Origin of the sequence: Synechococcus sp. BO 8801 (genome assembly GCF_002252675.1) — a bacterium.
Lineage (GTDB): Bacteria > Cyanobacteriota > Cyanobacteriia > PCC-6307 > Cyanobiaceae > Cyanobium.
The window spans coordinates 57,199-83,139 of record NZ_NQKY01000010.1; the positions used below are offsets into that span (position 1 = coordinate 57,199).

Consider the following 25,941-nt stretch of genomic DNA (forward strand, 5'->3'; position numbering starts at 1 on the left):
GGGAACGGACTCCCACCACGGTTGGCCACCCCCTTGAGCGCCGCCCATCCGCCACCGCACGCCTCCGATGCCCACCAGGCACGGCGCGCGCTGCCGGAGATGCTGCAGATCGCGACCGCCATCAGCGGTGCGGTCAACCTGCCGGCCCTGCTGCGGCAGATCCTTTCCAGCTCCAGGGATCTCACCCTCAGCGACGCCGGCAGCATCTACCTGGTGGAGCAGGAGAAGGGGGAGAAGCGGCTCTGGTTCACCGCCTTCCAGAACAGCTCCCTGGCCGCCGGCGACACCGGCATCGATGCCACCCTGCTGGATGAGCGCTTCCCGATCACCCCCGAGCGACTGGTGGGCTGGACGGCCCTGCACGGTGAGGCGCTCAACCTGCCCGACGTCTACGCGATCCCCGCCGACCGTCCCTACCGCTTCAATGCCGAACTGGATCGCCGCATGGGCTACCGGGCGGTCTCGATGCTGGTGGTGCCGCTGCGGACCATGGCCGGGGAGGTGGTGGGGGTGATGCAGCTGATCAACAGGAAGCGGGAGTCCTCCTCGCTGCTCACCCCTGAAACGGCCCCCTCGCTGGTGCGCCCCTACGACGCCGGCGACCAGCAGCTGATCGAGGCCCTGGCCGCCCTGGCGGCGGTCTGCGTCGAGCGCACCCAGGCCCTGGAGGGGCAGCAGCGGCAGATCGATTCGATGATTGCCCTGCTGGCGGGGGCGATCGATGCCCGCAGTTCCCACACGGGCCGCCACTGTTCCCGGGTGCCGGAGCTGGCGCTGCTGCTGGCGGAAGCGGCGGAGGCCACCCAAGACGGGCCGCTGGCCCCCTTCCGCTTCAAGGGGGAGGCGGAGCGCCGGGAGTTCCGCACGGCGGCCTGGCTGCACGACTGCGGCAAGATCGTCACCCCCGAGGCGGTGGTGGAGAAGGCCACCAAGCTGGACGCCCCCGCCAACCGGCTGCACGAGATCCGCACCCGCTTCGAGGTGCTGCTCCGGGATGGACGCATCGCCATGCTCGAGGGTCTGCTGGCGGGCGGCGACCCGGTCGCCCTGGAGCGGGAGTACGCCCGGCTGGAGCAGGAGCTGCAGCAGGATTTCGCCTGCGTGGCCCGCTGCAACCTGGGCAGCGAAGGCACCGATCCGGAGGATCTCGCCCAGCTCCGGCGGCTGGCGGAGCGCACCTGGTGGCGCCATTTCGACGACCGGATCGGCCTGGGCTGGGAGGAGCAGACCCGGTACAGCGGGCCGCCGCCGCCCCTGCCCGCCCGGGAGTTCCTGCTCGACGACGCCCCCCACCACCGCATCCCCCGGCCGCCGGAGGAGGTGCCGGAGGCCCGCTGGGGGTTCAACCTGGCGGTGCCGGAACTGCTCTACAACCGCGGCGAGCTCTACAACCTCTCGGTGGCCAGGGGCACCCTCACCCCCGAGGAGATCTACAAGATCCGCGAGCACATGATCCACACGATCGTGATGCTGGAGAGCATGACCTTTCCCCCCTCCCTGGCCCGCGTCGCGGAGATCGCGGGAGGGCACCACGAAACCCTCGACGGCCGCGGCTACCCTCGGGGGCTGGGGGCGGAGCAGTTGTCGATCCCGGCCCGGATCCTGGCCATCGCCGACATCTTCGAGGCCCTGACCGCCGCCGATCGGCCCTATAAGCGGGGCATGCCCCTGTCCCAGTCCCTGGCGATCCTGGCCGGTCTGCGGGATCGCGGCCGCATCGATGCGGACCTTTTCGCGCTCTTCCTGCGATCCGGCGCCTACCTCACCTACGCGGAGCGCTTCATGGCCGCCGACCAGATCGATCCGGTGGATCTGGACGCCCTGCTGGGGCCCCATGCCTGACCAGCCCCATTCCAACGTCATCCAGGAACTGCTGGGCGAGCTTCACGCCTCCTTCGCCGGGGTCCGGGAAGGGAGGGTGGCCGATTACATCCCCGAGCTGGCCAAGGCCTGCCCCGACGACTTCGGCATCGTCATCGCCACCTCGGGCGGACGCATCTATGAGATCGGTGACACCAGGAAGGAGTTCACGATCCAGTCGATCTCCAAGCCGTTCATCTATGCCCTGGCGCTGAAGATGCTCTCCTTCGACGTCATGGCCAGCAAGATTGACGTGGAGCCCTCCGGGGAAGCCTTCAACGCCATCAGCCTGGATCCGGACTCCGGCAAGCCGCGCAACCCGATGATCAACGCCGGGGCGATCGCCGCCTCCGCCCAGATCTGTGACGCCAACCCCGGCGGGGCCGTCGATCTGCTGCTGGAGTACTTCGCCGAGCTGGCCGGCCGGCCCCTGACGATCAACGAGGCCGTCTACCGCTCGGAAAAGGAGACGGGCCACCGCAACCGCGCCATCGGCCACCTGCTGCGCAACTTCAACATCATCGAATCGGATCCGGAGCCGGCCCTCGATCTCTATTTCCGCCAGTGCGCCATCTCCGTCACCTGCCGCGACCTGGCCGTGATGGCCGCCACCCTGGCCTGCCAGGGCCGCAATCCCTTCACCGGCGGCCAGCCCCTCTCCTATGACATCACCGTGCGGGTGCTGGCCCTGATGGGCACCTGCGGCATGTACGACTTCGCCGGCCAGTGGCTCCATGACGTCGGCATCCCGGCCAAGAGCGGCGTCGCCGGCGGCGTCATGGCGGTGATTCCTGGACGACTCGGCATCGCCACCTATTCACCGCCCCTCGACGGTTTCGGCAACAGCGTCCGGGGGGTGGCGGTCTGCCGCCAGCTGTCGGCGGGAGTGGGCCTGAGCCTGTTCAATCAGTACTACCAGGTCGATGCCACCATCCGCCGCTCCTACCAGGGCTCCCAGCGCAAATCGCGCCGCTGGCGCAGTGAGCGGGAGCTGGAGATCCTGGCGCCCCACCGGGACGAAGTGCGCATCATTCACGTGCAGGGGGTGCTCGATTTCGGCGGCATCGAGCAGCTGGCCGCCGAGCTGGTGCGGCTCAGCGGCGACGTGCGCATCCTGATCCTTGATCTGGCCCACGTGACCGAGTGCCCGATGGAGTCCTCGGGGCTGCTGGACCGCCAGCTCTGTTCCCTGGAGGATCAGGGGGTGGAGATCCTCCTGTCGCGGGCCGGCCGGCTGCCCCTGGTGTCCAGGGCCGGCTGGGCCATCACCGAACGGATCGATGCCTATGAGCACCTGGATTCCGCCCTCGAGGCCGCCGAGGAGCTGCTGCTCACCTGGTACGCCCCCGCGGCCGACGCGGACAACGGCGACGACGACGATCTGGCGGATCAGGGTGTCCTGGCCGCCCTGGGGGCGGACCACCGCCGGATCCTGGCGGAGCACCTGGTGAGGCGATCGTTCATGGCCGGGGATTTCGTGATCCGCCGGGGGGATCCCGGCGACGAGCTGTTCCTGGTGCGCTCCGGCTCCTTCGACATCGCCCTCGACATCAAGACCGGCGACGGACAGAGCCATTCCACCCGGCTGGCCACCTTCGGCCCCGGGCTCTGCTTCGGCGAGATCGGTTTCGTGGCCCAGACGCCGCGCACCGCCGACATCATCGCCACCCGCCCCGGCGAGTGCTGGGTGCTGCACCGCAACGCCTTCGACGAGCTCAGTGCCAGCCATCCCGACGTGGTGATCGCCCTGCTCAAGGCGCTCACCTGCGACATCGGCGCCAAGCTGAGCCAGACGAGCGTCCAGCTGACGCTGATGGAGCACTACTGAGGCCAGCGGAGCGACCCCGGGGGCCCCGGCGCTGGGCGATCATGCCTGTCCCAGGACCTCTCCCTGCGTTGTTGTGATGGCTGCCGATTCCACCCGCCCCAGGCCCCGCAGCGGAGCCGAGATCCGGGAGGCCTTCCTCGCGTTCTACGAGCGGCAGGGGCACCGGCGGATGGCCAGCGCCTCCCTGGTGCCCGACGACCCGACGGTGCTGCTCACCATCGCCGGCATGCTGCCCTTCAAGCCGGTGTTCCTCGGCCAGGCCGCGCCGCCGGCGCCCCGGGCCACCAGCAGTCAGAAGTGCATCCGCACCAACGACATCGAGAACGTGGGCCGCACGGCCCGGCACCACACCTTCTTCGAGATGCTGGGGAACTTCTCCTTCGGCGACTACTTCAAGGAGGAGGCGATCGCCTGGGCCTGGGAACTCACCACCGAAGTCTTCGGCCTCGATCCGGCCAACCTGGTGGTCAGCGTCTTCCGGGAGGACGACGAGGCCGCCGCCCTCTGGCGTGATGCCGTGGGGGTGGATCCGAAGCGGATCATCCGCATGGATGAGGCCGACAACTTCTGGGCCTCCGGCCCCACCGGCCCCTGCGGCCCCTGCTCGGAGATCTACTACGACTTCCACCCGGAACGGGGCGACGACGGCATCGACCTGGAGGACGACAGCCGCTTCATCGAGTTCTACAACCTGGTGTTCATGCAGTACAACCGCGACGCGGCCGGCACCCTCACGCCCCTGGCCCGGCGCAGCATCGACACCGGCATGGGTCTGGAGCGCATGGCCCAGATCCTGCAGCAGGTTCCGAACAACTACGAGACCGACCTCATCTATCCGCTGGTGGAAGCCGCCGCCGCGCTGGCAGGGGTCGATTACCGCGCCCTCGACGCCCGCGCCCAGACCTCCCTGAAGGTGATCGGCGACCACAGCCGGGCCATCACCCAGCTGATCGCCGATGGGGTCACCGCCTCCAACCTGGGCCGGGGTTACGTGCTGCGCCGCCTGCTGCGCCGCGTTGTGCGCCACGGCCGGCTGCTGGGCATCGACCGTCCCTTCCTGGCGGTCATGGGGGAGGCGGCGATCGAGCTGATGGCCCCGGCCCATCCCCAGCTGCCGGAGCGCCGCGAGGTGATCCTGGCCGAGCTGGTGCGGGAGGAGGCCCGCTTCCTGGACACCCTGGAGCGGGGCGAGAAGTTGCTGGCCGAGGTGCTCGCCGCCCGGCCGGAGCGCATCAGCGGCGACGCGGCCTTCGAGCTCTACGACACCTACGGCTTCCCGCTGGAGCTCACCGCGGAGATCGCCGAGGAGCACGGCCTGACGGTGGACCTGGACGGCTTCGAGGCGGCCATGGAGCGCCAGCGCCAGCGGGCCAAGGCGGCGGCCGTCAGCATCGACCTCACCCTCCAGGGGGCGATCGAGCAGGTGGCGGGCGCCCTCGAGCCCACCGACTTCCGTGGCTATGAAGCCCTCGACCAGCCGGCCTGCGTGCTGGCCCTGGTGGTGAACGGGGAACCGGCCACCGCCGCCGCCGCCGGCGATGCGGTGCAGATCGTGCTCGACAGCACCCCCTTCTACGGCGAATCGGGCGGCCAGGTGGGCGACCGGGGCGTGCTGCTGGCCGGGGAAGGGGGCGCCGGGGTCGGGGGAGGCCTGATCGTGGCCATCGAGGCGGTGAGCCGCAACCGCAGCGTGTTCGTCCACAGCGGCCGGATCGAGCGCGGCCGTCTGGCGGTGGGCGATGTGGTGCAGGCCCGGGTGGATCGCAGCTGCCGCCGCCGCGCCCAGGCCCACCACACCGCCACCCACCTGCTGCAGGCGGCCCTCAAGCAGGTGGTGGATGACGGCGTCTCCCAGGCGGGCTCCCTGGTCGATTTCGACCGGCTGCGCTTCGACGTCCACTGCCCCCGGGCCCTGACCCCGGCCGAGCTGGAGCGGATCGAGGACCTGGTCAACGGCTGGATCGCCGAGGCCCACCCCCTGGAGGTGGCGGAGATGGCCCTGGAGCGGGCCCGGGCCGCCGGGGCCGTGGCCATGTTCGGTGAGAAGTACGGCGAGGTCGTGCGGGTGGTGGACGTGCCCGGCGTCTCGATGGAGCTCTGCGGCGGAACCCACGTGGCCAACACCGCCGAGATCGGCCTGTTCCGGATCGTCGCCGAGACGGGGGTGGCGGCGGGCATCCGCCGCATCGAGGCCGTGGCGGGTCCGGCCCTGCTCCCCTATCTGCGGGAGCGTGACCGGGTGGTGCGCGAGCTGGCCGATCGCTTCAAGGCCCAGCCCGGCGAGATCCTCGAGCGGGTGGCCCTCCAGGGAGAGGAGCTGCGGGCCACCCTCAAGGAGCTGGCGGCGGCACGGGGGGCCCTGGCGGCGGCCAAGGCCAGCGCCCTGGCGGAGCGGGCCGAAGCGCTCGGTTCCCATCGGCTGCTGGTGGAGCGCCTCGATGGCGTCGATGGCGCCGGCCTCCAGGAGGCGGCCCAGCGCCTGCAGCAGCAGCTCGGGGAGGGGGCGGCGGTGGTGCTCGGCGGCCTGCCGGACCCGGCGGACCTGGGCAAGGTGATCCTGGTGGCGGCCTTCGGCCCCGCGGTGGTGGCCGCCGGGGCCAAGGCGGGGGCCTTCATCGGTGGCATCGCCAAGCTTTGCGGCGGCGGCGGCGGTGGCCGGCCCCAGCTGGCACAGGCGGGGGGGCGGGACGGCGCCGCCCTCGATGGGGCGCTGGCGGAGGCCCGTCGGCTGCTGACCGCCCAGCTGGGTGGCTGAGGCTCAGAAGCGGTAGTTCACCCGGGTGTAGAGCCCCTGGCCCAGCAGCCAGTCGTTCCAGGGGCCCAGGTTGTCGGTGGTGGAGAAGGGCACGGCCCAGCCCAGCTCCACCGACCAGTGGTTGCTGGCCAGCCAGCGCAGCAGCACGCCGCCGGAGCCCACCGTGTCGCCGAAGGTGCCGCCGCTGAAGCTCGTGCGGATGCCGCCGGCACCGATGAAGGGGACGAGCTGGAGGGCGCTGGTCTTGCTGTCCCAGAAGGTCCAGACCGCTTCGGTGCTGGCCAGCCAGCCGCTGTCGCCGCTGATCAGCTGGCCGGGCAGCCCGCGCAGCCCCACATCGGAGCCGAGGGTGAACTGCATCGATGAGGTCAGCGGAGCGAAGGCCAGCTGGGCGGCGGTCCGCAGGTTGACCTGCCAGCGGGGCGAGATCGTCCAGGAGCCGGAGAGGAAGCCGCCGATGGCGGTGGCCCGGCCCGCCGTGATGCCCGCTTCGGCCAGTTCCTGGCGCTGGACGGTCGGGGTCGCCGCGGCGACCCCCTGCAGCAGGTAGGCGCTGCCGCTCCAGCTGCTGTGGCGGCCGGCGCCGCTGCCGTTGACGCCCAGCCGCAGGTAGCCGCCGGCGGGGGCGCGGACGCTGGCGGGCACCGAGACCGGCAGGGAGCTGCCCTGCTCGTAGATGTTGCTGCGGCTGTTGCTGTAGCCGGCGAACAGGCTCCAGCGCTGGCTGAGGGATTCGCGGAACACCCACTCGAACTGGGCCAGGGCCTGGTACTGGTTCGTGGAGAACCCGTCGGCCGGGGCCGGCAGTTCCACCAGGTTGCGGCGGCTGAAGCCGATGCCGCCGGTGAGGCTGAGGTTGTCGCTGAAGGGGTAGGTGTAGCTGAGGGAGGCGATGGCGGCGCCCAGCTCGGGGGTGTCGGTGGCATCGAGCTCGCCGTAGACCAGCAGCGTGTCCCCGCGCCGCAGCAGGCTCGGCTTCAGCAGCGTGGCCACGGCGCGGAACTCCCCCGAGCCGCTGTTGCCGTCGTTGCGCAGGGACAGATCCCCCTGCCAGGGCTCCCGCGAGGGCTCCACGGCGACGCGGAACACCCCTTCGGAGGGGTCGCTGCCCAGCCGGGCCAGGGTGCCCCGCACGCTCTCGATTCCCGGCTGCCGTTTGAGCAGCTGCAGCTGCAGCTCCACCGTCGACAGCCGCAGGATCTGGCCCCGCAGGGGGCGCAACAGCCGGCCGACGCGACGGTTCAGCCAGGGATCGCTGCCGGAGACCTGGATGCCGACCACACGGCCTTCCACCACATCGAGATACCCCGGCGCCGGGTCGCTCACCACATAGACACGGCTGCTGACGTACCCGTCGAAGACGAGCCGGGTGCTCAGGGCCACGGCGCAGGCCTTGAGCCGCTCCTGGGGATCGGTGATCCTGCTGCATTCGGCCAGGATCGTGGGCACCTGCTCAGGGGTGTAGAGCGTCAGCCCGCGGATCTCGGGCAGGGCGGCCGGTGCCAGTGAGGTGGGGGGCTGGGGGGCCGGTTCCGGGGCGGCGGGGCCAGCGCCGGCGGGCGGGGCTCCGCCGCCGTCGGGCTGGGGGGCGGGAGTCTCCAGGGGGCGGACGTCGACCGGAGGGGCCGGCTGGGGCTCGGCGGGAGAGGGCCGTTCCAGCTGGCGGGGCGGGCCCGGAAGGCGGATCGGCCCATCCTGCAGGGGCGGAGCCACCAGCTGGGCGAGAAGGAGGAGCATGCAGGGTGGGCCGAGTTCCCGCTCAGAAAGAGAGGCTGGTAGCTTGCTGAGGTGTTGATGAGATCAGGTGGACTAACACCTGAGGCGTGAATGATGACCCAGCAAGTGGTTCAGCCATCGGCGCCTAGGGAACTTACCTGCTGTGGTGAAGAGTGGGGCCAATCTTGAGTAACAACCGCTACTTTTTGCCCGGTGAGTTGGTCCGGATCCGCCTCATTTGTCCGGCATGGCTGACGCAACGGCGGTCTCGCCTCCTGCCGCTGGGGCTCACGGTTGTGCTGGGCCTGCTGGCCTCCCCCGTTGCCGCCGGTGAGATCACCGCCACCGGCGGGATCCTCGGACTCGGCAGTGTGGTGAATGGCCAACTCGGCGGCAGCTGCTCCAGCGGGGCCTGTGCGATCCGGGGGGGCACCTCCGCCGGGGCCAACCTCTTTCACCGTTTCTCCGCCTTCGACACCCGCGGGGCGATCACGGGCGTCACGCTCGATGTGGGTGGGCATCGCAACGTGATGGTGGGGGTCACCCACCCCCTGGGCAGCTTCATCGACAAGGCCGTCACCCTCAGCGGTCCGGCCAACCTGGTCTGGCTCTCCCCGGGGGGGCTCCGACTCAGCGGGGCCGGCACGTTCACCAACGTCCAGCAGCTCAACCTGACGACCGCCACCACGTTGCGGGTGGGCGACGGACGCTTCGACGTGCTCGGCACCACGGCCGCCGCCGCCGCCGCCTTGACGGGCACTCCGCTTCTGGGCTTGTCCGGTCTCAGCACCGATCCGGCCAGCCTGGGTCAGCTGGGCCTCTCCGCCCAGGGGGACCTGGCCATCGACGGCGGCCTGCTCACCGTCGATGGGGGCCTTCTTCTGGATGCCCAGGGCGGCCACGTGCTGCTGGGGGGATCCCGGCTGCAGGCGCCTGGCGGCAACGTGGCCCTGCAGGGGCAGGCGGTGTCGCTCCAGGACAGCACGGTGGAGGTCTCCGGCCCGGACGGCGGCCGCATCCGGCTGGCCGGGGAACGGGTCTCCATGGCCGGCTCCAGCCTGCGGGCGGATGCCAGCGGCGCTGGCCGGGGCGGGAGCATCGAGATCCTGGGCAAGCAGCGGGCCGAGGTCCATGGCGTCATCAGCGCCCGGGGCGGTCCCCAGGGCGGCGATGGCGGCTTCGTCGAAACCTCGGCGAGCAGCCTGGTGCTCTCCACCGCTCCCGATCTGTCGGCGGCGCGGGGGCGGGGCGGCACCTGGCTGATCGACCCCCGCGACATCGACATCGTTCCCGCCGGATCCGGTGGCGGTCCTCCGCCCGGCGGTTCCGGTGGCGGATTGCCGGGCTCGGCGTCGCTGATCGACGTGGGGCTGATCAACACCGCCCTCAACGGAGGCCAGACGGTGATCGTGGACACCACCGACCCTGCCGGGACCCAGTCGGGGACCATCTCCCTGCTGGCCCCGGTGCAGAAGACGGCCGGGGCGAACGCCACCCTGGAGCTGAGGGCCGATGGCAACATCCAGATCAACGTCCCGGGCGTGGATCCCACGGCCTTCTCGAACACTTCCGCGACCGGGAGGCTGGATGTCAATCTCTGGTACCAGAAAAGTGCCGATCCCTCCGCCCCCGTGGGAGCGATCAGCTGGCAGAAGGGCGCGGTGGACATCAACACCGGAACCCTGCGCACCTTCCAGGGGGCGTCCCGGATCGACGGCAACATCGAACTCACCGGAGCCATCGAACCCTTCCAGCTTCGTTCCGGCACCATTCGGACCGGAGAATTCAGCTGGAGCCCCACAAGTTTCGGGGCCATTCAACTATCGAGCTTCAATGATGGCCGGCCGGCCGTTCTGGATATCTCCAGGCGTTATGTCCAGGGGCCCGGCCGCAACGTCACCGCCTTCTCGACGGCGCTGCTGCAGATCGGCCCTTCGGCCCAGAGCAGCCTGATCGACCGTGGCACGGTCACGGATTTGACCCCCGTCAAGACCACCCTGATCAATGTCGCCACGGGGGCGACCCTGGCGCTCAACCAGGCCACGATCGCTGGCCCGAATCTGGCCGTGGAGAGCGGGGCCCAGCTCCAGCTGTCGGGGGCCAACCAGCTGGCGGCCCTCGACAACGCCGGATCGATCGTGATCGCTCCCGGCGCCACCCTTGACCTGCAGAGCGCGGCCGTCTCCCCCGGGGCCTCGATCGTCCTGCAGGGCAATGGTTCGGCGCGGCTCCTGATCGACGGCGCCGCCTTCCGGAATGAAGGAACGATCGAGGGATCCGGCCTGATCGAGGTGGGTTCCGGTCTGGGGACGTTCACCAACGGAACCTCCCTGCTGCCGGGGGCACCGGAGGCGTTGCTCGATCCGGTCGGCGCGCTGCAGATTCGTGCCCGCAGCCTCACGCTGGAGCCCAACAGTCGGCTGCTGTTCGATCTTTCCACCCCCGACGAGCTCTCCGTCTTCGGCGACACCCTCCTCGGCGGGGGGCTGGAGGTGGTGTCGCCCCCGGTCGTGGGGGTCATCACCCCCTTCGAGCTGATCCGGGCCCGTGGCATCACCGGCGCCTTCGATCCCGCCCAGATCGTCCTGCCGATCGGTTTCACGCTTCAGGGCGTCGTCACGACCGGCGATCCCCAGCTGCCATTCAGCTTCGGCGGCGATCTGGCGGCGACGCCGCCGCCGCCCCCGGCCCCGCCCGATCCGCCCGTCATCCCCACACCGCCCGTCACCCCGCTCCCACCCCAGGCGGTCACGTCTCCGGCAACCCCATCACCGTCCTCCCCGCCGAGCCCCTCGAGCCCGCCGGCCCCGTCGTTCCTCCTGCCCGATCTCGGCTACCGCATCTTCCCCTCGACCCAGACAACCCCCTTCGGCTCCACCGTCAGCAGCATCCAGCGCGGGGTGGGCTCTGATGCCCTGGCGGTGAACCTCTCGGAGGCGGATTTCAGTCTCACGGGCGGGTCGGTGCCGGTGCCCGGCCCCCTCACCACCACCACCAGCAGCCTCTCCACGGCCCAGGTGGCCGCGGCGATCACCGACGGCGATCAGCAGCGCACCGAGGACGTGCGCCGGACCCTCGGGGATGTGGGAATGGCCGGAGATTCCGGCGGGACCATGCGCCTCGAGGAACTGCAGCAATTGCTGAGCAAGGCCTCCCAGAAGGGGGACCGGGATGACGAGCGCTTCAATCCGGCCGTGCTGATGGTGTCCTTCACCGAACAGAAGCCCGCCGCGGGCGAGGAGCCCAAGGCCGCCGACACCAGCGGCAAGAAACCGACCAACTCGTTCCTCGATCTGATCCTGCTCAGCCGCCGGGGGGAGCCCGTCGGCAAGCGTGTCGAGCTCTCCAGGGAACGCTTCGGGGAGCAGCTGCGGGCGCTCTACCGCCAGCTGGCCCGCCTCGAGCCCCTCCAGGTGGAGAATCCGGACTCCCCGTCACGGCAGATCCACCGGGCCCTGATCGAGCCCATTGCTGCGGAACTGCGGGCCAAGGGCATCACCACCCTGGTGATCGTCGCCGACCGGGGCCTCCAGGGCCTCCCCTTCGCGGCCCTCCACGACGGCACCAGCTATTTCGGAGATCGCTACGGCTTCTCGATGACCCCGTCCCTCAACCTCACCTCCTTCGGGCCTCCGCGCCAGACCCGGGGGCGGGTGCTGGCGGCGGGAGCCTCGGAATTCGAGGGGCTCAGCCCCTTGCCCCTGGTGCCCGAGGAACTGGCCGGCATTCCGGAGGGGGTCGGGGTCGACCGGTTCCTCAACAAAAACTTTTCCCCGGAGGTGCTGCTGAGCCGGGCCGCCGACCCGCACTACGAGCGCCTGCACGTGGCCACCCATGCCGAATTCCTGCCCGGTGGCCCCTCCCAGGCGCGCATCTACACCGGCACCGGCTCGGTGAGCCTGCAGGAATTCGCCAGCCTGCGCCAGCAGCGCAGCGGCAGCCCGCTGGAACTGTTCGTGCTCAGCGCCTGCCGCACGGCCCTGGGCGACAGCGACAGCGAACTCGGATTCGCCGGCCTGGCCCTGCAGGCGGGATCCCGCAGTGCCATCGGCACGCTCTGGTATGTCGACGATGTCGCCACCTCTGCCTATTTCCTGCAGCTCTATCGCTTCCTCGACCAGGGGATGCAGAAAGCCGATGCCCTGCGGGCCACGCGCCAGGCCATGTCCACTGGCAAGGTGCGGCTGGAAGGCGATAAGGTCATCGGGTCCGATGGCGTTCCCCTTCTCACGGAGTTGAGCCCATCCCAGCGGCGTCGGATTGCGGCAGGCGTGACCCATCCCTACTTCTGGGCCGGGGTTCAGTTGATCGGGACTCCCTGGTGAGGCCTCACCCACGGGTTCCGTGGCCCGGTTCCCTCCCCCTGCCTCACCTGACGCGCCTCTCCGGCCACCCCGGTTCTTCATTCTGTGCCTGATCTTCCAGCCGTCTTCAACGTCTTTCTGATGCTGGCGATGGCCCATTTCGTCGGGGATTTCGGGCTCCAGAGCGATCGTATGGCCCGGGAGAAATGCCCCGGTTGCGGTGTGACCCTCGGCTGGGGTTGGTGGCTCACCTCCCATGCCGCCATCCATGGGTTTCTTGTGGGCGCGATCACCCAGTCCCCCCTTTTGGGTGTGGCAGAGTGGATCGTGCATCTGTTGATTGACTTCGGCAAATGCCGTCGTCTCTGGACCCTGTCGTTCGACCAGGCCCTTCACATCATCACCAAGCTCCTCTGGGCCTGGCTGGCCATCCAGCACGCATCGCCTGGGTTCTGGTTGTCATGAAACGTTGCCGTCAACTGTGGTCATGAAGACAGTTTTCATGCGGAAATCGGTTATTCAGAAAGCGATCCTGGACAGAGGGGCCATGAGCAAAGCCGTTGTCGACCAACGCCAGGCTGCCCGTCACACGGCTGCCCGTCACACGGCTGGAATTCGCCCCGGCCGCAGGGGCCTGATGGTGCTGGCGGCCGGCCTGCTGACCCTGGCCCCGCTGGCGGTGCTGGAGCCGCCGCAGGCGCAGGCCCAGAGCGAACTGCGCAAGACCTTCCCGGGGCGCCGCGTCGGCGGAGGAACCCGCGGTGACTGCTCCAGCCGCCTGCTGGCCCACCTGGTGCCGGACAGCAGCGTTTTCGCCCCCGGCAAGGACCGCTACCTCGGCCTGCTCGAAGGCCCCAGCGCCTCCCCCAGCCCGCTGGAAATCACCTTCCGGCCCCTGAGCGGACGCGGCACCGCGGATGGTTCGATGACCTCGGGCCAGCGCCGGGTGCTGCCGGCCTCCGGCCCGGGCATCACCCTGATCAGCCTCCCCTCGGTGAAAGTGCCGACGATGTGGGAGTCGAGCTACCTCTGCCCCGGGGCCGCGGCGACCGCCACCCCCGCCGATCCGCTCAGCTTCGTGGCCGCCGAATCTCCGCCGGCCCTCAGCCTGCTGGTGACCGATGCCTCCAAGGAGGATGGGGCCGTGCAGGCCTCCCTGGCGAAGCTGCGCCGCTCCTGCGGCGCCAGCGTGCCCCGGGCGGAGGTCGGCACCGCCTTCGGTCTGTCCGACCTGATCACGGCCCAGTGGCCCGAGCAGATTCCAGTGCGCTGTCCCGCCTGAGGCCACCCCGCAGCTCCCAGATCCGCAGGGGCTCGGTGCGCCCCTTGACATTGAGCTCCCCCCAGTCGAGCCACTCCAGCGGCAGGCCCTTGGGCAGCAGATCCAACGTGCTGGAGGACACCAGCACCCGGCAGAGATTGGTCTGACGCTGCTTGTCAAGGCTCTCCAGCCGGGCGGCGCAGTTCACGGCATCGCCGATCACGGCGTATTCCAGCCGTTCGCTGCTGCCCATCGATCCGGCCAGCACGGCGCCGGAATGGACGCCGATGCGCAGCCCCATCGCCGGCAGTCCCTCCTTCTGGAGTTCCTCGTTGAGGTTGTCCACGGCCCGCTGGATGGCCAGGGCGGCATCGATGGCCGCCTTGGCATCGGCCTCCTCGCCGCTGCTGAGGGGGGCCCCGAAGACCGCCAGCAGGCCGTCGCCGGTGAACTTGTTGACCATCCCGCCCCGGCGCGTGATCGCGGGAACGAACAGGGCCATGCCCCGGTTCAGCCAGTCGAGCAGCTCTCCGGGACTGAGCCGTTCCGACACGCTCGTAAATGAGCAGGTGTCTGACATCAGCACGGTGACCGGCAGCTGGCGCCCCTCGAAGCGCCCGTCGCTGAGCAGCCCATCCCGCTGGTTCCAGAGCTGGCGCGCCACGGCCGGGGAGGTGGTCTGGCCCAGCAGCCGCTCGATCTGCTGGCGCTGCTTCTGGCTGGAGGCGCCCCGGCGCACCCAGCCCGCGCCGGCCATGGCGATGAAACCCGTCAGGGGCAGGCTCAGACCCACCCAGACGAAGTTGTAGAGCAGCAGCACGGCGCCACCGACCATCAGGCTGGCCACCAGCCCCACCACGAGCACGCTGCGGCGCAGCAGCAGGAAGGCTTCCCCCAGCACGATCCCCAGCACCACCGCCACCACTTCGGCGACCCGCTCCACCCAGCCCGGCAGCGTCCGCAGGCGCCGGGGGTCGCCGGCGACGCTGCGGTCCATCAGGGCGGCCAGGCGATGGGCATGGATCTCGACGCCCGGCACCAGCAGTTGACTGGCCCCGAGGGTGGAGCGGGTCTGGGGCACCGGGAACAGGTCCCGCAGGCTCGGCGCGGTGCTGCCGATCAGCACGATGTGGCCACGGATCTGGTCGGCGGGGATCGGCCGGCGGCCGAGCACATCCTGGAGGTTCCAGAGGTGGAAGCTGCCGAGCTGGTGGAAGGACAGCATCTGCTGGTATCCAGCGGCATCGAGCTGGTCGTAGCCCCCCGACGCCGGCTCCAGCCAGGGGCCCGGTTCGCTCCCCTTCTCGAGCCGCTGCCGCAGGCTCCGCTGGCCCTTGCCCACCTCCAGCAGGCGCAGGGCCAGCGACACGGTGGCTTCGTCCTGCCCGGCCACATGCACCAGATCGCGGCGGAGCACCCCGTCGGTATCCAGCACCAGATCGTTGAACCCCTGGCGATCGGCCGGCGTCCCGGGCACCGGGCCGATGGCTTCGGCCACGTTGAAGATCGAAACGAGGCGGGGATTGGTGCGGAACCGTTCGCGCAGGCAGGCCTGGTCGGGGCCCACCCCCTGGTCGCGGTAGATGTCGAGGCCGATCGCCACCGCCCCTCCGGCGCTCAGCCGGTCGATCGCCTCGCACAGCACCCGATCGTCGATGGGAAAGCCGTAGGTGGCCAGGTCCGACTCGTCGATGCCGATGATCGTGATCGGCTTGTCCGTGCCCGGCGGCGCCGGACGCAGGCTGGTGATCAGGTCGTAGAGCAGCAGGTTGAGGGTTTCGTTGACGGGGCTGCGCTGCAGCGCCAGCAGCAGCAGGCCGGCGGCGGCGTAGGGGACGAGCGAGCGGAGGCCATCCCCCAGATGCAGGGCCTTCAGCCGGGCCAGCCAGGTGGCTGCCTTGGAGTCGGGCGGGGTTCCGCTGTCCATCAGCTGCCCTTGAAGGCGTAGAAGAGTCGCTTCATGGTGTCCAGCAGAGCATTGGAGCGCTCCGCGTGCTGTTCGCGGTCGAGGCTCTTCAGTTCCGCCTGGCGCTCCTGGACCATGGCGGCGAAGCGCTCCAGCAGGTCCGGATTCTCGTTCAGCAGGCCACTGATGCTGTCCCGGTCCACCTCCAGCAGCAGGCACTCCTCGGTGGCCCTCACCGTGGCGCTGCGCGGGGCATCGAGGAAGAGGGTCATCTCGCCGAACACCTCACCCGGCCCCAGCTGGCGCACGGCCACGGTGTGGCCCGGCTCCAGCTCCTTGAGGATCTCCACGCTTCCCCGCAGCACGTGGAACATCGAACGCCCCTCGGCCCCCTCCTGCACCACCGCCTCGCCGGGCCCGTAGGCCACCTGGTGGCTGCCATCCACCAGGGTCTCGAGCTGCTCGCTGCTCAGGTCGGTGAAGATGCCCACGCTGGCCAGGGTCTGGCAGCACTGTTTGGGGGACGGCCTGGCGGGGAGCTGGGGCCGGTCCCGGGAGCGGCGGGGCTGCAGCTCACGCACCGGGAAGGGGATGCTCTGGCCTTCCCGGGCCAGGGCATACCAGATCTGCTCGAGCAGGTCGCTGCGCAGGTCGCCGATGGCGCCGTCCCCCAGCTCCCGCTGCCACACCTGCAGCTCGTAGGCGATGGCGCTGTCCTGGAACTCCTTGACGCGGATGCGGGGGGCGGGCTCCCGCAGCACCTTGGGATGCTGCAGCACCACCTTCTCCAGCAGGGCCCTGGCCTGGGCGGGCGGCAGGTCGTAGTCGAGGCCGACGCTGAACCGGTTGCTGACGGCCCCGGAGCGGCCCAGGTTGCGCAGCACCCCCTCGGTGACGAGGCTGTTGGGCACGACCACCAGCTGGCCGTCCATGTTGCGGAGCATGGTGTCCCGCCAGCTCACCTGGACCACCACCCCGCGTACCCCCTCGTCCAGCTCCAGGAAGTCCCCTTCGGTGAACTCGTCCCCCAGCTGCAGCTCCAGGCCGGCGAACAGGTCCTTGAGGGACTCCTGGGCGGCCAGGCCGATCACGGCGGTGAGCACGGCGGAGGTGGTCACCAGGCCCACCAGATCCAGCCGTGCCGACTGGCGCACCAGCACCACCGTGGCCAGGGCGCCGCTGCCGAGGGTGAGCAGCTGCATCAGCAGCTGCGGCGGCGGCCGCCACAGACCCAGGTGGGCGGGCACCTGCAGGGCTGCCCAGAGGGCCAGGAGGATGGCGGCGTAGGTGAGCAGCAGGTCGTCGGTGAGCAGCACCCACACCCGGTAGGCCGGCGGCAGCCCCTGCAGCGGCAGCGAACTCAGCAGGGCCCAGGTGGCGATCGCCAGCAGCGGCAACCGCAGCGGCACGGTGGGCAGGGCCCGGTGGCGGCAGAGGCGGGCCAGCACCAGCAGCCCGGCCGTGGCGGCCAGGGCGCCGATCCAGATCTGCAGCAGGGCCAAGGCGCTCGCTTCGATCGCCCCATCCTGCCGCCGATCCTGGCCGTCGGCTCCATGGCGGAGCAGGCTGGAAGCAACCGTCCCCCAAGTCGATGCGCCCGATCTGCCTGCGCTCCGTCGTCCCGCTGCTGGGCCTGACGGCGCTCGCTTCCTGGCCGGGCACCGTGGTCGCCCAGGTGCAGCTCCGCTGCGAGGGCACCCTGCTCGAGGCCAGGGGCAGCGCTGAACAGGAACGGCCCACCCGCCGCCTGGCCTTCTCCCTGTCCCTCGAGGCCGAGGCCGCCACGGCCGATGGGGCGCTCCAGAGCCTGCAGGAGCGGCTGGCGGCGGTGCGGACCGCCCTGCAGGGGCAGCAGGTGGAGGAGCTGCGGGTCACCTCCCCGAGCACCTGGAAGCGCGAGGCCGAACGCAACCGGCCGGCGGCGGTGACGGCCAGCCTGCAGGTCAGCGGCCGGTTGGTGCCCCAGCGGCTGCAGGCCCTGATCCGGGAGGTGGGGGCCCTGAGCGGGGTGCGGCTGGCGCCGGTGGCCACCGAAGCCGATCGCGGCCTGGATGGGGCGGTGCGGCGCCAGCTGCTGCGGGCGGCCTACCAGGACGCCCTTGAGCAGGCCAGGGAGGTGGCCGCCGCCGTGGGTCTCAGCCGGCTGGCCCCCCTGGAGGTGCAGGTGGACGGCAACGACCTGCGGCCGATGATGATGCGGGCCGCCGCCGCCGAGGCCGCTCCCCCCTTCGATCCCGCCGAACTGGCCCAACCGAAGGATCGGCTGGGCCTGATGGTGCGGTTCTGCGCCCATTGAGCAGAATGGGCCATCCGCACCGGAGCCCTGAGCCCATGCGCCGCCGCCACCTGCCGAGCCTCTCGATGGTGCCGATCCTGGTGCTCCTGGTCGGTCCCGCCCTCGGCCCGCTGCCGGTGCGGGCCTCCGAGAGCGCCGTGGTGCAGGAGATCCTCGATGGCAACGAGCTGTTCATCGATGGCAAGACGGCCAAGGTGAAGGAGAAGGCCGTCGCCCCCCAGAAGGTCAGCACCCAGAACAGCCGGGGCCAGATCCGCTTCGACAGCGGCGCCGCCGGCCGCCTCAACCGTTTCGCCCTGCTCAAGCTGGGCCAGGGCTGCTTCCTGATCGAAAAGGGTCAGATCCTGGTCTCCGGCAAGCAGAGCGGCTGCACCCGCTCCGCCCGCCTCAGCGTGCGGGGCACCAACTACCTCCTCGACGTCAACGAGTCGGGGGAGGCGGAGATCTCCGTGCTGGAGGGGTCGGTGGAGGTGGAGCCCCTCGCCGACGGGGAACCCACCGGAAAGCCCGCCACCACCGTGGAAGCGGGCCAGAAGCTGCGGCTCTCCCCCGCCGGGGTGGTGCTGGCGATCCTGGGGCTGAGCGTCAGTGATTACAACAGCATCCTGGGCGGCCCCCTGTTCCAGGGTTTCCGGGTGCCGCTGCCCGCCTACGGCTCCCTGGAGAGCTACATCCGCTCCCGGGTGCCGGGGGTGAACCTGCCCGTTCCGGTCAGTCCGCCGTCGCTGCCCTTCGGCCTGCCGCGCTTCTTCTGAGCCGGTGATCCGACCCCACCGGCTTCTGTTGACGACCCTGGCGGCGGCCCTGGCCTGGCCCAGCGCCAGCGTGGCGAGCCCGACTGGATCGGCCGTCGTGCAGGAGATCCTTGATGGCCGGGAGCTGTACATCGAACGGCGCCAGGCCCAGGTGCAGGAGCGGGCCTTCACACCCGAGCTGGTCCGCACCCAGAAGAGCCGCGGCCAGCTGGGCTTTGCCGGTGGTGCCGCCGGCCGCCTCAACCGCTTCTCCCAGCTGCGCCTCGGCAGCACCTGCTTCCTGCTCAGCAGCGGCCAGATCCTGGTGTCAGGCCAGCAGAACGGCTGCACCCGCTCCTCGCGGCTGAGCACCCGGGGGACCAACTACGTGATCACCCTGCTCGACGGCGGCGAGCAGGAGGTGGCGGTGCTGGAGGGTTCGGTGGAGCTCCAGCCCCTTGCCGATGGACGGCCCCTGCCTGGGGCGCCGATCCTCGTGGCGGGGGGCACCAGGGTGCGGCTCTCCAGCCAGGGGGCCCTGCTCTGGCAGCGACCCCTGTCGGCGGACGACTACGCCGCCATCCTGCGGGGGCCCCTGTTCGAGGGGTTCACGGCCCCCCTGCCCGGCATGGCGGCCCTGGAGGCCTTTGTGGAGCGCCGTTTCCCCGGGGTGATCCCCACCGCGCCCAGGCCGTCGGTCAGCCGTGACCCCCTGGTGGAGATCATCAACCGCTACCGGGCCCAGGGCGGGCGCCCCGCCCTGCAACCCCTGCCGGCGCCCCTGGCTGCCGAGAATGCCGCCCATCTGGCCCCGGTGCTCGAGGGGGTGCTGGCCAGCCGCGATTGCGACCACGACCGCGCCCTCTGGGGGGCGTTCCAGGAGCGCATGGCGGCGAAGGGAAGGCTCATGCCCACCAGTGAGGTGATCGCCTGCCCGATGCCGGCCGCCGCCTGGAACCCCGAAGTGATCGTGTCCCGCTGGATGGGCTCGCCCCTGCACACCCAGATCCTGATCAACCGTCCCAAGGCCCAGGCCATCGACTGCGTGCGCCTGGAGCGCTCCGGCCGGGCCGTCGCCATCTGCACGCTCTGGAGCCCGCTGCCGCGATGATGGCGCGACGCCGCACCTTCAGGGTCCTGGTGGTGGCCGTGCTGGCCTGGGTGGGGGTCAGCTCCGGCTGGCCGGGGCCCCGGATGCGGGTCTGGGAGCGGGGGGTGGAGCAGCAGCTGCTGCTGCTGCGCGGCCCCCGCCGACCACCGCCGAAGGTGGTGCTGGTCACGGTCGATGACGCCACCCTCCAGCAGGGGGACTGGTTCGAGGAGGAAGGCAGGATCCCGGAATGGGCGAAGGGCGTCGGCAGCCTGCCCTGGCCCCGGGCCACCTACGGGATGGTGGCGGAGAAGCTGCTGCAGGCCGGCGCCAGGGCCGTGGCCGTGAATGTGGTCTTCGAGGGGCCCAGCGGCAAGGGGCCGGCCGATGACGATGCCCTGGAGCTGCGGCTGCGGCGCTACCCCGGCCGGGTCGCCCTGGCGGCGGAGATGCTCGAATCCAGCGACACCCAGGGAGCTGGAGCCCTCACCTTCGTGCGGCCGGAGCGCTTCCTGGCGGCCATCGGCGGCACCGGCTCCCTCGGGCTCACCAACATCCTCGCCGGCACCTCCAGCGAGCCGAGCCGCCACCCCGAGGCCTACGCCAGCGGCGTGCTCCCCGCCCGCGGCGCCGAGGGCCACAGCGCCCTCTCCTCCACCCTGCTGCGGCTGGGGGGCCAGCGGAGCCGCCAGGACGACCGGGCCAGCGCGCTCAATTTCTATGGCCCGGAGGGCAGCTTCCAGCGCCTGCCGGCCTGGGAGGTGCTCGACCCCGCGCGCTGGCAGACCCATCCCCTGCGCAAGGAGATCCAGGGGGCGCTGGTGCTGCTCGGCCCGGTGGTCGCCCAGGGGACCGACGGCTACCCCACCCCCTTCGGCCCCCTGTCGGGACTGGAGGTGCTGGCCACCGCCACCGCCAATTCGCTGCAGGGGGACGGGCTGCAGCCCTGGCCCCGCAGCGCGCCGGGACGGGCCCTGCTGGCCCTGCTGCCGCTGCTGCTGGTGCTGGGGGCGGCCCTCCGCTGGACCGACCTGCGCTGGCGCCTCGCCCTGGTGGTCCTGGTGCTGGTTCTTCAGGGCGGCGTGGTGGTGGTGGCGCTGCAGCAGGCCAACCGCTGGCTGCCGCTGCTGGCGCCCTCCTCGGGCCTGGTCCTGCTGGGCCTGCTCTACGGCGGGGATGCCTACCTGCGGGAGGGGCAGGAGCGGCGGCGGCTGCGCCGCACCTTCGAGCGCTACGTGGCCCCCGGGGTGGTGGCGGAGATCCTCTCCGACCCGGAATCGGCCCAGGGCATCCTGCGCGGCCGCCTGCTGGAGGTGACCGTGCTGATGACCGACATCAAGGGCTTCACGGTGCTCACCAAGCAGCGCAGCGGCGAAGGCCAGAGCGAGCTGCACGTGCTCCAGCTCAACGAGTATCTGGGCGCCATGGTGGAGGTGGTGATGGCCCATGGCGGCACCGTCGACAAGTTCATCGGCGATGCGGTGATGGCCGTCTTCGGCTCACCGGTGAGCCGGGGGGTGGCCGAGGAGGCCAGCCAGGCGGTGCGCTGCGCCCTGGCCATGCGGGCGGCCCTGGCCGGCCTCAACGAGGACTGGGCGCGGCGGGGCATCGCCACCCTTGACAACGGCATCGGCCTGGCCAGCGGCCAGGTGATGGTGGGCCAGATCGGCAGCCCCAAGCGGATGGAGTTCACCGTCATCGGCGACACGGTGAACCTGTCGGCCCGGCTCGAATCGGCCACCCGGAATGTGGATGCGGCGGTGGTGTGTGACGCCCACACCGCCAGCCTGATCGCGGCCGACCCCGGGCTCGCGGCCCGCTCCCTGGGCCCCCAGGCGGTGAAGAGCCTCGGGGAGGTGGAGATCTTCACCGTCGCCCTGGCGGATCAGGCCTCCAGGGAAGGTCAGGCCTCCAGGTAAGTCGTCTGCTCCAGGCTGGCCTTCAGGTGGGCCATCAGGCGCCGGGCATCGCTGATCGCCAGGTCGCCCCGGCCGATCGCCTGCTCGCTGGCCAGCCGCAGCCGCTCCAGCAGCAGGTCGGGGTCGTGCTCCATCGCCTCGAGCACCTCGGCGTTGGTGTTGCCCCGCACCACGTGGTCGACCCGGTAGCCGCCGCCGGCCGCCAGCCGGATGTGCACGGCGTTGGTGCTGCCGAACAGGTTGTGCAGGTTGCCCATCACCTCCTGGTAGGCGCCGCCGAGGAACAGCCCGATCCAGTAGGGCTCGCCGGGCCGCAGGCCGTGCAGTTCCAGCAGGGGCTTGACCTGGCCCCGGTCGATGAAGCGGGCGATCTTGCCGTCGGAATCGCAGGTGAGGTCGGCGAAGCTGCCCAGGCGGGTGGGGCGCTCGTCGAGCCGGTGGATCGGCAGCACCGGGAAGAGCTGGTCGATCGCCCAGGTGTCGGGCGCCGAGCGGAACACCGAAAGGTTGGCGTAGTAGGTGCCGGCCAGCGCCGCCGGCAGGGCCTGCAATTCCTGGGGGATCACGGTGCCTGGGGGCAGGCCTTCGAGCTGGCGGGCGATCGCCTGGCAGCTGGCCCAGGTGAGGCGCTCGGCCGTGGCCCGCTCCGGCAGGCTCAGGTAGCCGAGCCGGAAGGCGGTGAGGGCGTCCTCCTTGAACTTGAGGGCATCGTTCCAGGCCTCCTGGAGCCGTTCCACCACCGCCCGCTCACCGGCGTCGTCCCCTTCAAGACCACCCTCGGCGGCGATCGCCGTGATCAGGGCGTGGGTGTCGCGCAGGTTGCGCAGGATCAGCGCCTCCCCCTCGGCCGGCGGCGGCACCGTTTCGCCGCGGCCGCCGGCCCCGAGCACGTCGAACACCAGCACGCTGAAGTGGCTGGCCAGGGCCCGGCCGCTCTCACTCACCAGGGTGGGCGGGCGGATGCCGTGGGGCTCGCAGCACTCCCGGATCGTGGCGACGACGTCGTTGGCGTAGTTCTGCAGCGAGTAGTTGGTGGAGGCGGCGGTGGCGGTGCGGCTGCCGTCGTAGTCGATGCCCAGGCCGCCGCCCACATCCAGAAAGCCCATCGGCGCCCCCAGCCGGGTGAGCTCGGCATAGATCTGCCCGGCCTCCTGCAGGGCGTCCTTGAGGACGGCGATGTCGTTGATCTGGCTGCCGATGTGGAAGTGCAGCAGGCGCAGGTCGTCGAGCAGGCCCGCCTCCCGCAGGCGTTCCACCGTGGTGAGCACGTCGGGGATCGAGAGGCCGAACTTGGCCCGCTCGCCCACCGAGCTGCCCCAGCGGCCGGTGCTGCGGGCCGAGAGTTTGGCGCGGATGCCGATGAACGGGGCCCCGCCCAGGGCGCTGCTGGCGGCGATGATCCGCTCCACCTCATCGGCCTGCTCGATCACCACCACCGGCTGGCGCCCCAGGCGCCGGGCCAGGATCGCCGTCTCGATGTAGCGCCGGTCCTTGTAGCCGTTGCAGATCATCAGGGCGTCGGGATCGTCCAGCAGGGACAGGGCGATCAGCAGCTCGGCCTTGCTGCCAGCCTCCAGGCCGAAGTGCCAGCGGCGGCCGCTCTCCACCAGCTGCTCCACCACGTGGCGCTGCTGGTTGCACTTGACCGGGAACACCCCCTGGTAGCGGCCGTTGTAGCCGTACTGGGCGATGGCCCGCTCGAAGGCGCCGTGGAGACGCTCGAGCCGGTCCTCAAGGATGTCGTCGAAGCGGATCAGCAGCGGCAGGGACAGGTCGCGGCCCTGCAGCTCCCGCACCAGCTCCACCAGATCGAGGGAGCCGCCGCGGTCGCCGCGGGGCTGGACGATCACGTGGCCCCGGGCGCCCACCCCGAAGTAGGGCTCACCCCAGCGGTCGAGCCCGTAGAGGGCCGCCCCGTCGGCGGCGCTCCAGGCGTCGGGCCGCCCGGAAGCGACGGAGGGCACGCCCGGGGGGCTGGTCGGTTCGGCGAACACCATCGCAGCCTTGGTTTGGCTCAGGCCTCAGGCGGGCAATCTAGGCGGGGCGCCGCGGCCGGCAGGCCCTGCCAGTCGCTCCAGGCGGCGACGGCGTCGTGCAGCCCGATCACCGGATCGACGAGCCGGCCCAGCTGTCGGGCCAGGGGGTCGCCGCCGGTGTCCGGGCGGGGGCGCTCCGGCGGGTCCGGGGGCCGGCTGTGCTGCTCCAGCGCCGTGGCCAGGGCCGCCAGGGACGCCGGCAGCCGCTCCCGCAGCGCCCCGAAGCCGGGCGGCAGGGGCCGACCGTCACGGCGGGGATCGCCGCGGCCCAGCACCACCGCGGCGTCGATCAGCCGCTGGCTGTGCAGCAGGAAGGCCATCAGGGGCACCGCCATCGCCCGGTGGGCAGGCTTTTCGCTCAGGAAGCGCTGGATGGAGACATGGGCGTTGCCCATCTCCAGGCGCACCTCGGCTGGGGTGGCCAGCGGCCCGGGGGCGGCCTGGGGCGGCTCCTGCAGCCGGTCGAGCACCTGCTGCACGAAGCGGGCATTGCAGCGGAGGCTGGCCGCCAGCCGGGCCGGCAGCTGGGACCGTTCCCAGCGCGGCAGCACCAGATGGATGGCGGCCAGGGCCAGGGCGGCGCCGATCAGGGTGTTGGCGATCCGCCACAGGGCCAGGTTCCAGTCGCCGGGCTGGTCGATGTCCTTGTACAGGACGATCCAGGGGGTGAGGAAGAAGACGAACAGGCCGTAGTTCACCGGCAGCACCGCCATCATCACGAGGGTGAGGGGCACCAGCAGCAGCACCAGCATCAGCGGGTGGGGGAAGCAGGTGGCCAGCACGATGGCCACGATCCCCCCCAGCACGGTGCCCAGCACCCGCTGGCCGGTGCGCGACAGGCTCTCCCCCGCCGAGGGCCGCAGGATCACCGAGACCGTCAGGGTGATCCAGTAGCCGATCGGCAGGGCGAACAGGGTGTAGACGGCCACGGCGGCGGCCGAAGCCACGCCGAAGCGCAGCCCGTGCCGGAACACGCTCGACTCCAGGGTCAGGTTCGCCCGCAGGGTCGCCCAGCCCTGGGCCAGGGCGGCACGCCCCCCGGCGCCGGCAAGGGCCGTCGGCACCTGGGTGGGGCTGAGTGCCGTCAGGGGGATGGCCTCGCCGGCCCCGTCCAGGGTGGCGATCCAGTGGGCCTGGGCCGCCTGAATCTGCCGGTAGGTGTCGCGCAGCGCCGGATCCAGGCCCTCGATTGCCCCGGCGATCCCCTCCAGCTCCTGCCTGAGGTCCCGCAGGGCGGGCAGGGGGCCCCGCCCCAGCAGCGCCTGCTCCAGCTGCAGCAGGGCGTCGACGCAGCGGCCGTTGAGCGCCTGCAGGCGCCGGTGCACGGTGGATGGCTCCGGCGCCGGCAGTGCCGCCAGCAGGTCCCCCAGGGCCGCGCTGGTCACGAACAGGGCGTCGGTGGTCTCGATCAGGCGGGTGAAGGCCCCGTCGGCGGGGCTGGCCCCGAGGCGGCCGCTGCGGGTGTCCGCCAGGGTGGCCCGGGCGCTGCCGAGGGCGTCGCGGACCCTGAGCTTTTCGGTGAAGAGCTGGGCCTCCGTGGCCGGCGGGCCGCCATCGGCCTGGCAGGCCAGGCGGTGGTAACGGGCGACGGCCCGATGGGCAGCGGCCAGGGCGATCCGCACGGGCCGGTAGGGCCGCAGCGGCCAGAGGGCGAGCGCGAGCAAGGTGGCCCAGCCCCCGCCGGCCAGGTAGAGGAGCGACCAGGCCAGAGCCTTGGCCGGATCGGGCTCTGAGACGTTGATGCCGATCAGGAAGCACCAGGCCGTCACCAGCCCGATCAGGGCCCCGCTGTTGCCGTAGAGGGCCAGCATCCCGCAGCCCAGCGCCACGGCGGCCATCGCCGGAACGCACAGCCAGGGCCAGGCCGCCAGGCCGATGCCGCCGCCGAGGGCCAGGGCGCCGAGCAGGGAGGCGAGCCCCATCGCCGTGGCCTTGGTGCGGTAGGCCCCACCCGTGTCGGCCATGTTCACGTACAGCCCCCCGAGGGCCATCCAGATCAGGGCGGGTTCGTGCAGCTGGGCGGCGGCCAGCAGCGGCGGCACGCTGGCCAGGGTGGTGCGCAGGCCGAGCCGGAGATTGGGCCCGGCCCCCGGCGCGGCCAGCCAGGTGGCGCGCCCAGTTGCTGCTCCGGGCATCCGCGGCGGCCGGGGTGGCCCCGATCGTATGGCGCCCGGCGGTCACGGGGTTGCTTGCCAAGCGGCAGCCCCAGCGCGGACGATGGCCCGAACACCTTTCC

The 25,941-nt window shown here is 71.3% G+C and carries 15 protein-coding genes; 10 read left to right on the plus strand and 5 right to left on the minus strand.

Annotated features, from left to right (window positions below; translation table 11 throughout):
- The first annotated feature begins 33 nt into the window (after window positions 1-33).
- The 3 genes from CJZ86_RS09435 to alaS all read left to right on the plus strand — a co-directional run bounded on the left by CJZ86_RS09435 (window position 34) and on the right by alaS (window position 6,443).
- Window positions 34-1,842, plus strand: coding sequence for an HD family phosphohydrolase (locus CJZ86_RS09435; RefSeq protein ID WP_233133941.1), 1,809 nt, complete (start codon window positions 34-36; stop codon window positions 1,840-1,842).
- Window positions 1,835-3,688, plus strand: a complete 1,854-nt coding sequence (glsA, locus tag CJZ86_RS09440) for a glutaminase A (protein ID WP_158219538.1) — start codon at window positions 1,835-1,837, stop codon at window positions 3,686-3,688. Before CJZ86_RS09435 ends, glsA begins: the two co-directional genes overlap by 8 nt.
- A 76-nt stretch (window positions 3,689-3,764) precedes the next feature.
- Window positions 3,765-6,443: an alanine--tRNA ligase gene (alaS, locus tag CJZ86_RS09445; RefSeq protein WP_094585701.1), complete on the plus strand. Its 2,679-nt coding sequence runs from the start codon at window positions 3,765-3,767 to the stop codon at window positions 6,441-6,443.
- Between the two features lie 3 nt (window positions 6,444-6,446).
- Here the strand turns inward: alaS and CJZ86_RS09450 are convergent, their stop codons facing one another.
- On the minus strand, window positions 6,447-8,180 hold the full coding sequence (locus CJZ86_RS09450) for a ShlB/FhaC/HecB family hemolysin secretion/activation protein (protein ID WP_094585702.1): 1,734 nt from the start codon (window positions 8,178-8,180) through the stop codon (window positions 6,447-6,449).
- Window positions 8,181-8,455: 275 nt separating this feature from the next.
- On the opposite strand from CJZ86_RS09450, the gene CJZ86_RS09455 reads away from it, so the two are divergent.
- The 3 genes from CJZ86_RS09455 to CJZ86_RS09465 all read left to right on the plus strand — a co-directional run bounded on the left by CJZ86_RS09455 (window position 8,456) and on the right by CJZ86_RS09465 (window position 13,745).
- Window positions 8,456-12,484 (plus strand): CHAT domain-containing protein, encoded by a 4,029-nt coding sequence (locus tag CJZ86_RS09455; RefSeq protein WP_094585703.1) that lies wholly within the window; start codon window positions 8,456-8,458, stop codon window positions 12,482-12,484.
- Window positions 12,485-12,604: 120 nt separating this feature from the next.
- A complete protein-coding gene (locus CJZ86_RS09460) occupies window positions 12,605-12,928 on the plus strand; it encodes a DUF3307 domain-containing protein (protein WP_094585704.1) in 324 nt (107 codons plus the stop codon).
- An 82-nt stretch (window positions 12,929-13,010) separates the two neighbouring features.
- Window positions 13,011-13,745 (plus strand): hypothetical protein, encoded by a 735-nt coding sequence (locus CJZ86_RS09465; protein ID WP_143594114.1) that lies wholly within the window; start codon window positions 13,011-13,013, stop codon window positions 13,743-13,745.
- On the opposite strand, the gene CJZ86_RS09470 is transcribed toward CJZ86_RS09465, so the two are convergent.
- Window positions 13,699-15,651, minus strand: a complete 1,953-nt coding sequence (locus CJZ86_RS09470) for a CHASE2 domain-containing protein (protein WP_094585706.1) — start codon at window positions 15,649-15,651, stop codon at window positions 13,699-13,701. The genes CJZ86_RS09465 and CJZ86_RS09470 overlap by 47 nt on opposite strands.
- On the minus strand, window positions 15,651-17,132 hold the full coding sequence (locus CJZ86_RS09475; protein WP_094585707.1) for a mechanosensitive ion channel family protein: 1,482 nt from the start codon (window positions 17,130-17,132) through the stop codon (window positions 15,651-15,653). The genes CJZ86_RS09470 and CJZ86_RS09475 overlap by 1 nt, the downstream gene beginning before the upstream one ends.
- 89 nt (window positions 17,133-17,221) lie before the next feature.
- Between CJZ86_RS09475 and CJZ86_RS09480 the strand changes: the two genes are divergently transcribed.
- Genes CJZ86_RS09480 through CJZ86_RS09495 form a run of 4 tightly spaced genes read left to right on the plus strand, consistent with a single transcriptional unit; the run spans window position 17,222 to window position 21,669 of the window.
- The gene (locus tag CJZ86_RS09480) at window positions 17,222-17,926 is read left to right on the plus strand and encodes an SIMPL domain-containing protein (RefSeq protein ID WP_094585708.1); all 705 of its coding nucleotides are present in this window, start codon (window positions 17,222-17,224) and stop codon (window positions 17,924-17,926) included.
- Between the two features lie 35 nt (window positions 17,927-17,961).
- On the plus strand, window positions 17,962-18,681 hold the full coding sequence (locus tag CJZ86_RS09485) for a FecR family protein (RefSeq protein ID WP_094585709.1): 720 nt from the start codon (window positions 17,962-17,964) through the stop codon (window positions 18,679-18,681).
- Between the two features lie 4 nt (window positions 18,682-18,685).
- Window positions 18,686-19,771: a FecR family protein gene (locus tag CJZ86_RS09490; protein WP_143594115.1), complete on the plus strand. Its 1,086-nt coding sequence runs from the start codon at window positions 18,686-18,688 to the stop codon at window positions 19,769-19,771.
- Complete coding sequence (locus tag CJZ86_RS09495) at window positions 19,768-21,669, plus strand: adenylate/guanylate cyclase domain-containing protein (protein WP_094585711.1); 1,902 nt, start codon at window positions 19,768-19,770, stop codon at window positions 21,667-21,669. Before CJZ86_RS09490 ends, CJZ86_RS09495 begins: the two co-directional genes overlap by 4 nt.
- Here the strand turns inward: CJZ86_RS09495 and speA are convergent.
- Together speA and CJZ86_RS09505 are read right to left on the minus strand one after the other, a co-directional pair.
- On the minus strand, window positions 21,654-23,666 hold the full coding sequence (speA, locus tag CJZ86_RS09500) for a biosynthetic arginine decarboxylase (protein ID WP_233133942.1): 2,013 nt from the start codon (window positions 23,664-23,666) through the stop codon (window positions 21,654-21,656). The genes CJZ86_RS09495 and speA overlap by 16 nt on opposite strands.
- Before the next feature lie 17 nt (window positions 23,667-23,683).
- Complete coding sequence (locus CJZ86_RS09505; RefSeq protein WP_094585712.1) at window positions 23,684-25,840, minus strand: FUSC family protein; 2,157 nt, start codon at window positions 25,838-25,840, stop codon at window positions 23,684-23,686.
- Window positions 25,841-25,941: the final 101 nt, after the last annotated feature.

Bases quoted from the DNA above. Each gene is read 5' to 3' on its own strand.
- glsA (WP_158219538.1), top strand. From the start codon at position 1,835: ATGCCTGACCAGCCCCATTCCAACGTCATCCAGGAACTGCTGGGCGAG.
- alaS (WP_094585701.1), top strand. From the start codon at position 3,765: ATGGCTGCCGATTCCACCCGCCCCAGGCCCCGCAGCGGAGCCGAGATC.
- CJZ86_RS09450 (WP_094585702.1), bottom strand. From the start codon at position 8,180: ATGCTCCTCCTTCTCGCCCAGCTGGTGGCTCCGCCCCTGCAGGATGGG.
- CJZ86_RS09460 (WP_094585704.1), top strand. From the start codon at position 12,605: ATGCTGGCGATGGCCCATTTCGTCGGGGATTTCGGGCTCCAGAGCGAT.
- CJZ86_RS09465 (WP_143594114.1), top strand. From the start codon at position 13,011: ATGAGCAAAGCCGTTGTCGACCAACGCCAGGCTGCCCGTCACACGGCT.
- CJZ86_RS09470 (WP_094585706.1), bottom strand. From the start codon at position 15,651: ATGGACAGCGGAACCCCGCCCGACTCCAAGGCAGCCACCTGGCTGGCC.
- CJZ86_RS09480 (WP_094585708.1), top strand. From the start codon at position 17,222: ATGCGCCCGATCTGCCTGCGCTCCGTCGTCCCGCTGCTGGGCCTGACG.
- CJZ86_RS09485 (WP_094585709.1), top strand. From the start codon at position 17,962: ATGCGCCGCCGCCACCTGCCGAGCCTCTCGATGGTGCCGATCCTGGTG.
- CJZ86_RS09495 (WP_094585711.1), top strand. From the start codon at position 19,768: ATGATGGCGCGACGCCGCACCTTCAGGGTCCTGGTGGTGGCCGTGCTG.
- speA (WP_233133942.1), bottom strand. From the start codon at position 23,666: ATGGTGTTCGCCGAACCGACCAGCCCCCCGGGCGTGCCCTCCGTCGCT.
- CJZ86_RS09505 (WP_094585712.1), bottom strand. From the start codon at position 25,840: ATGCCCGGAGCAGCAACTGGGCGCGCCACCTGGCTGGCCGCGCCGGGG.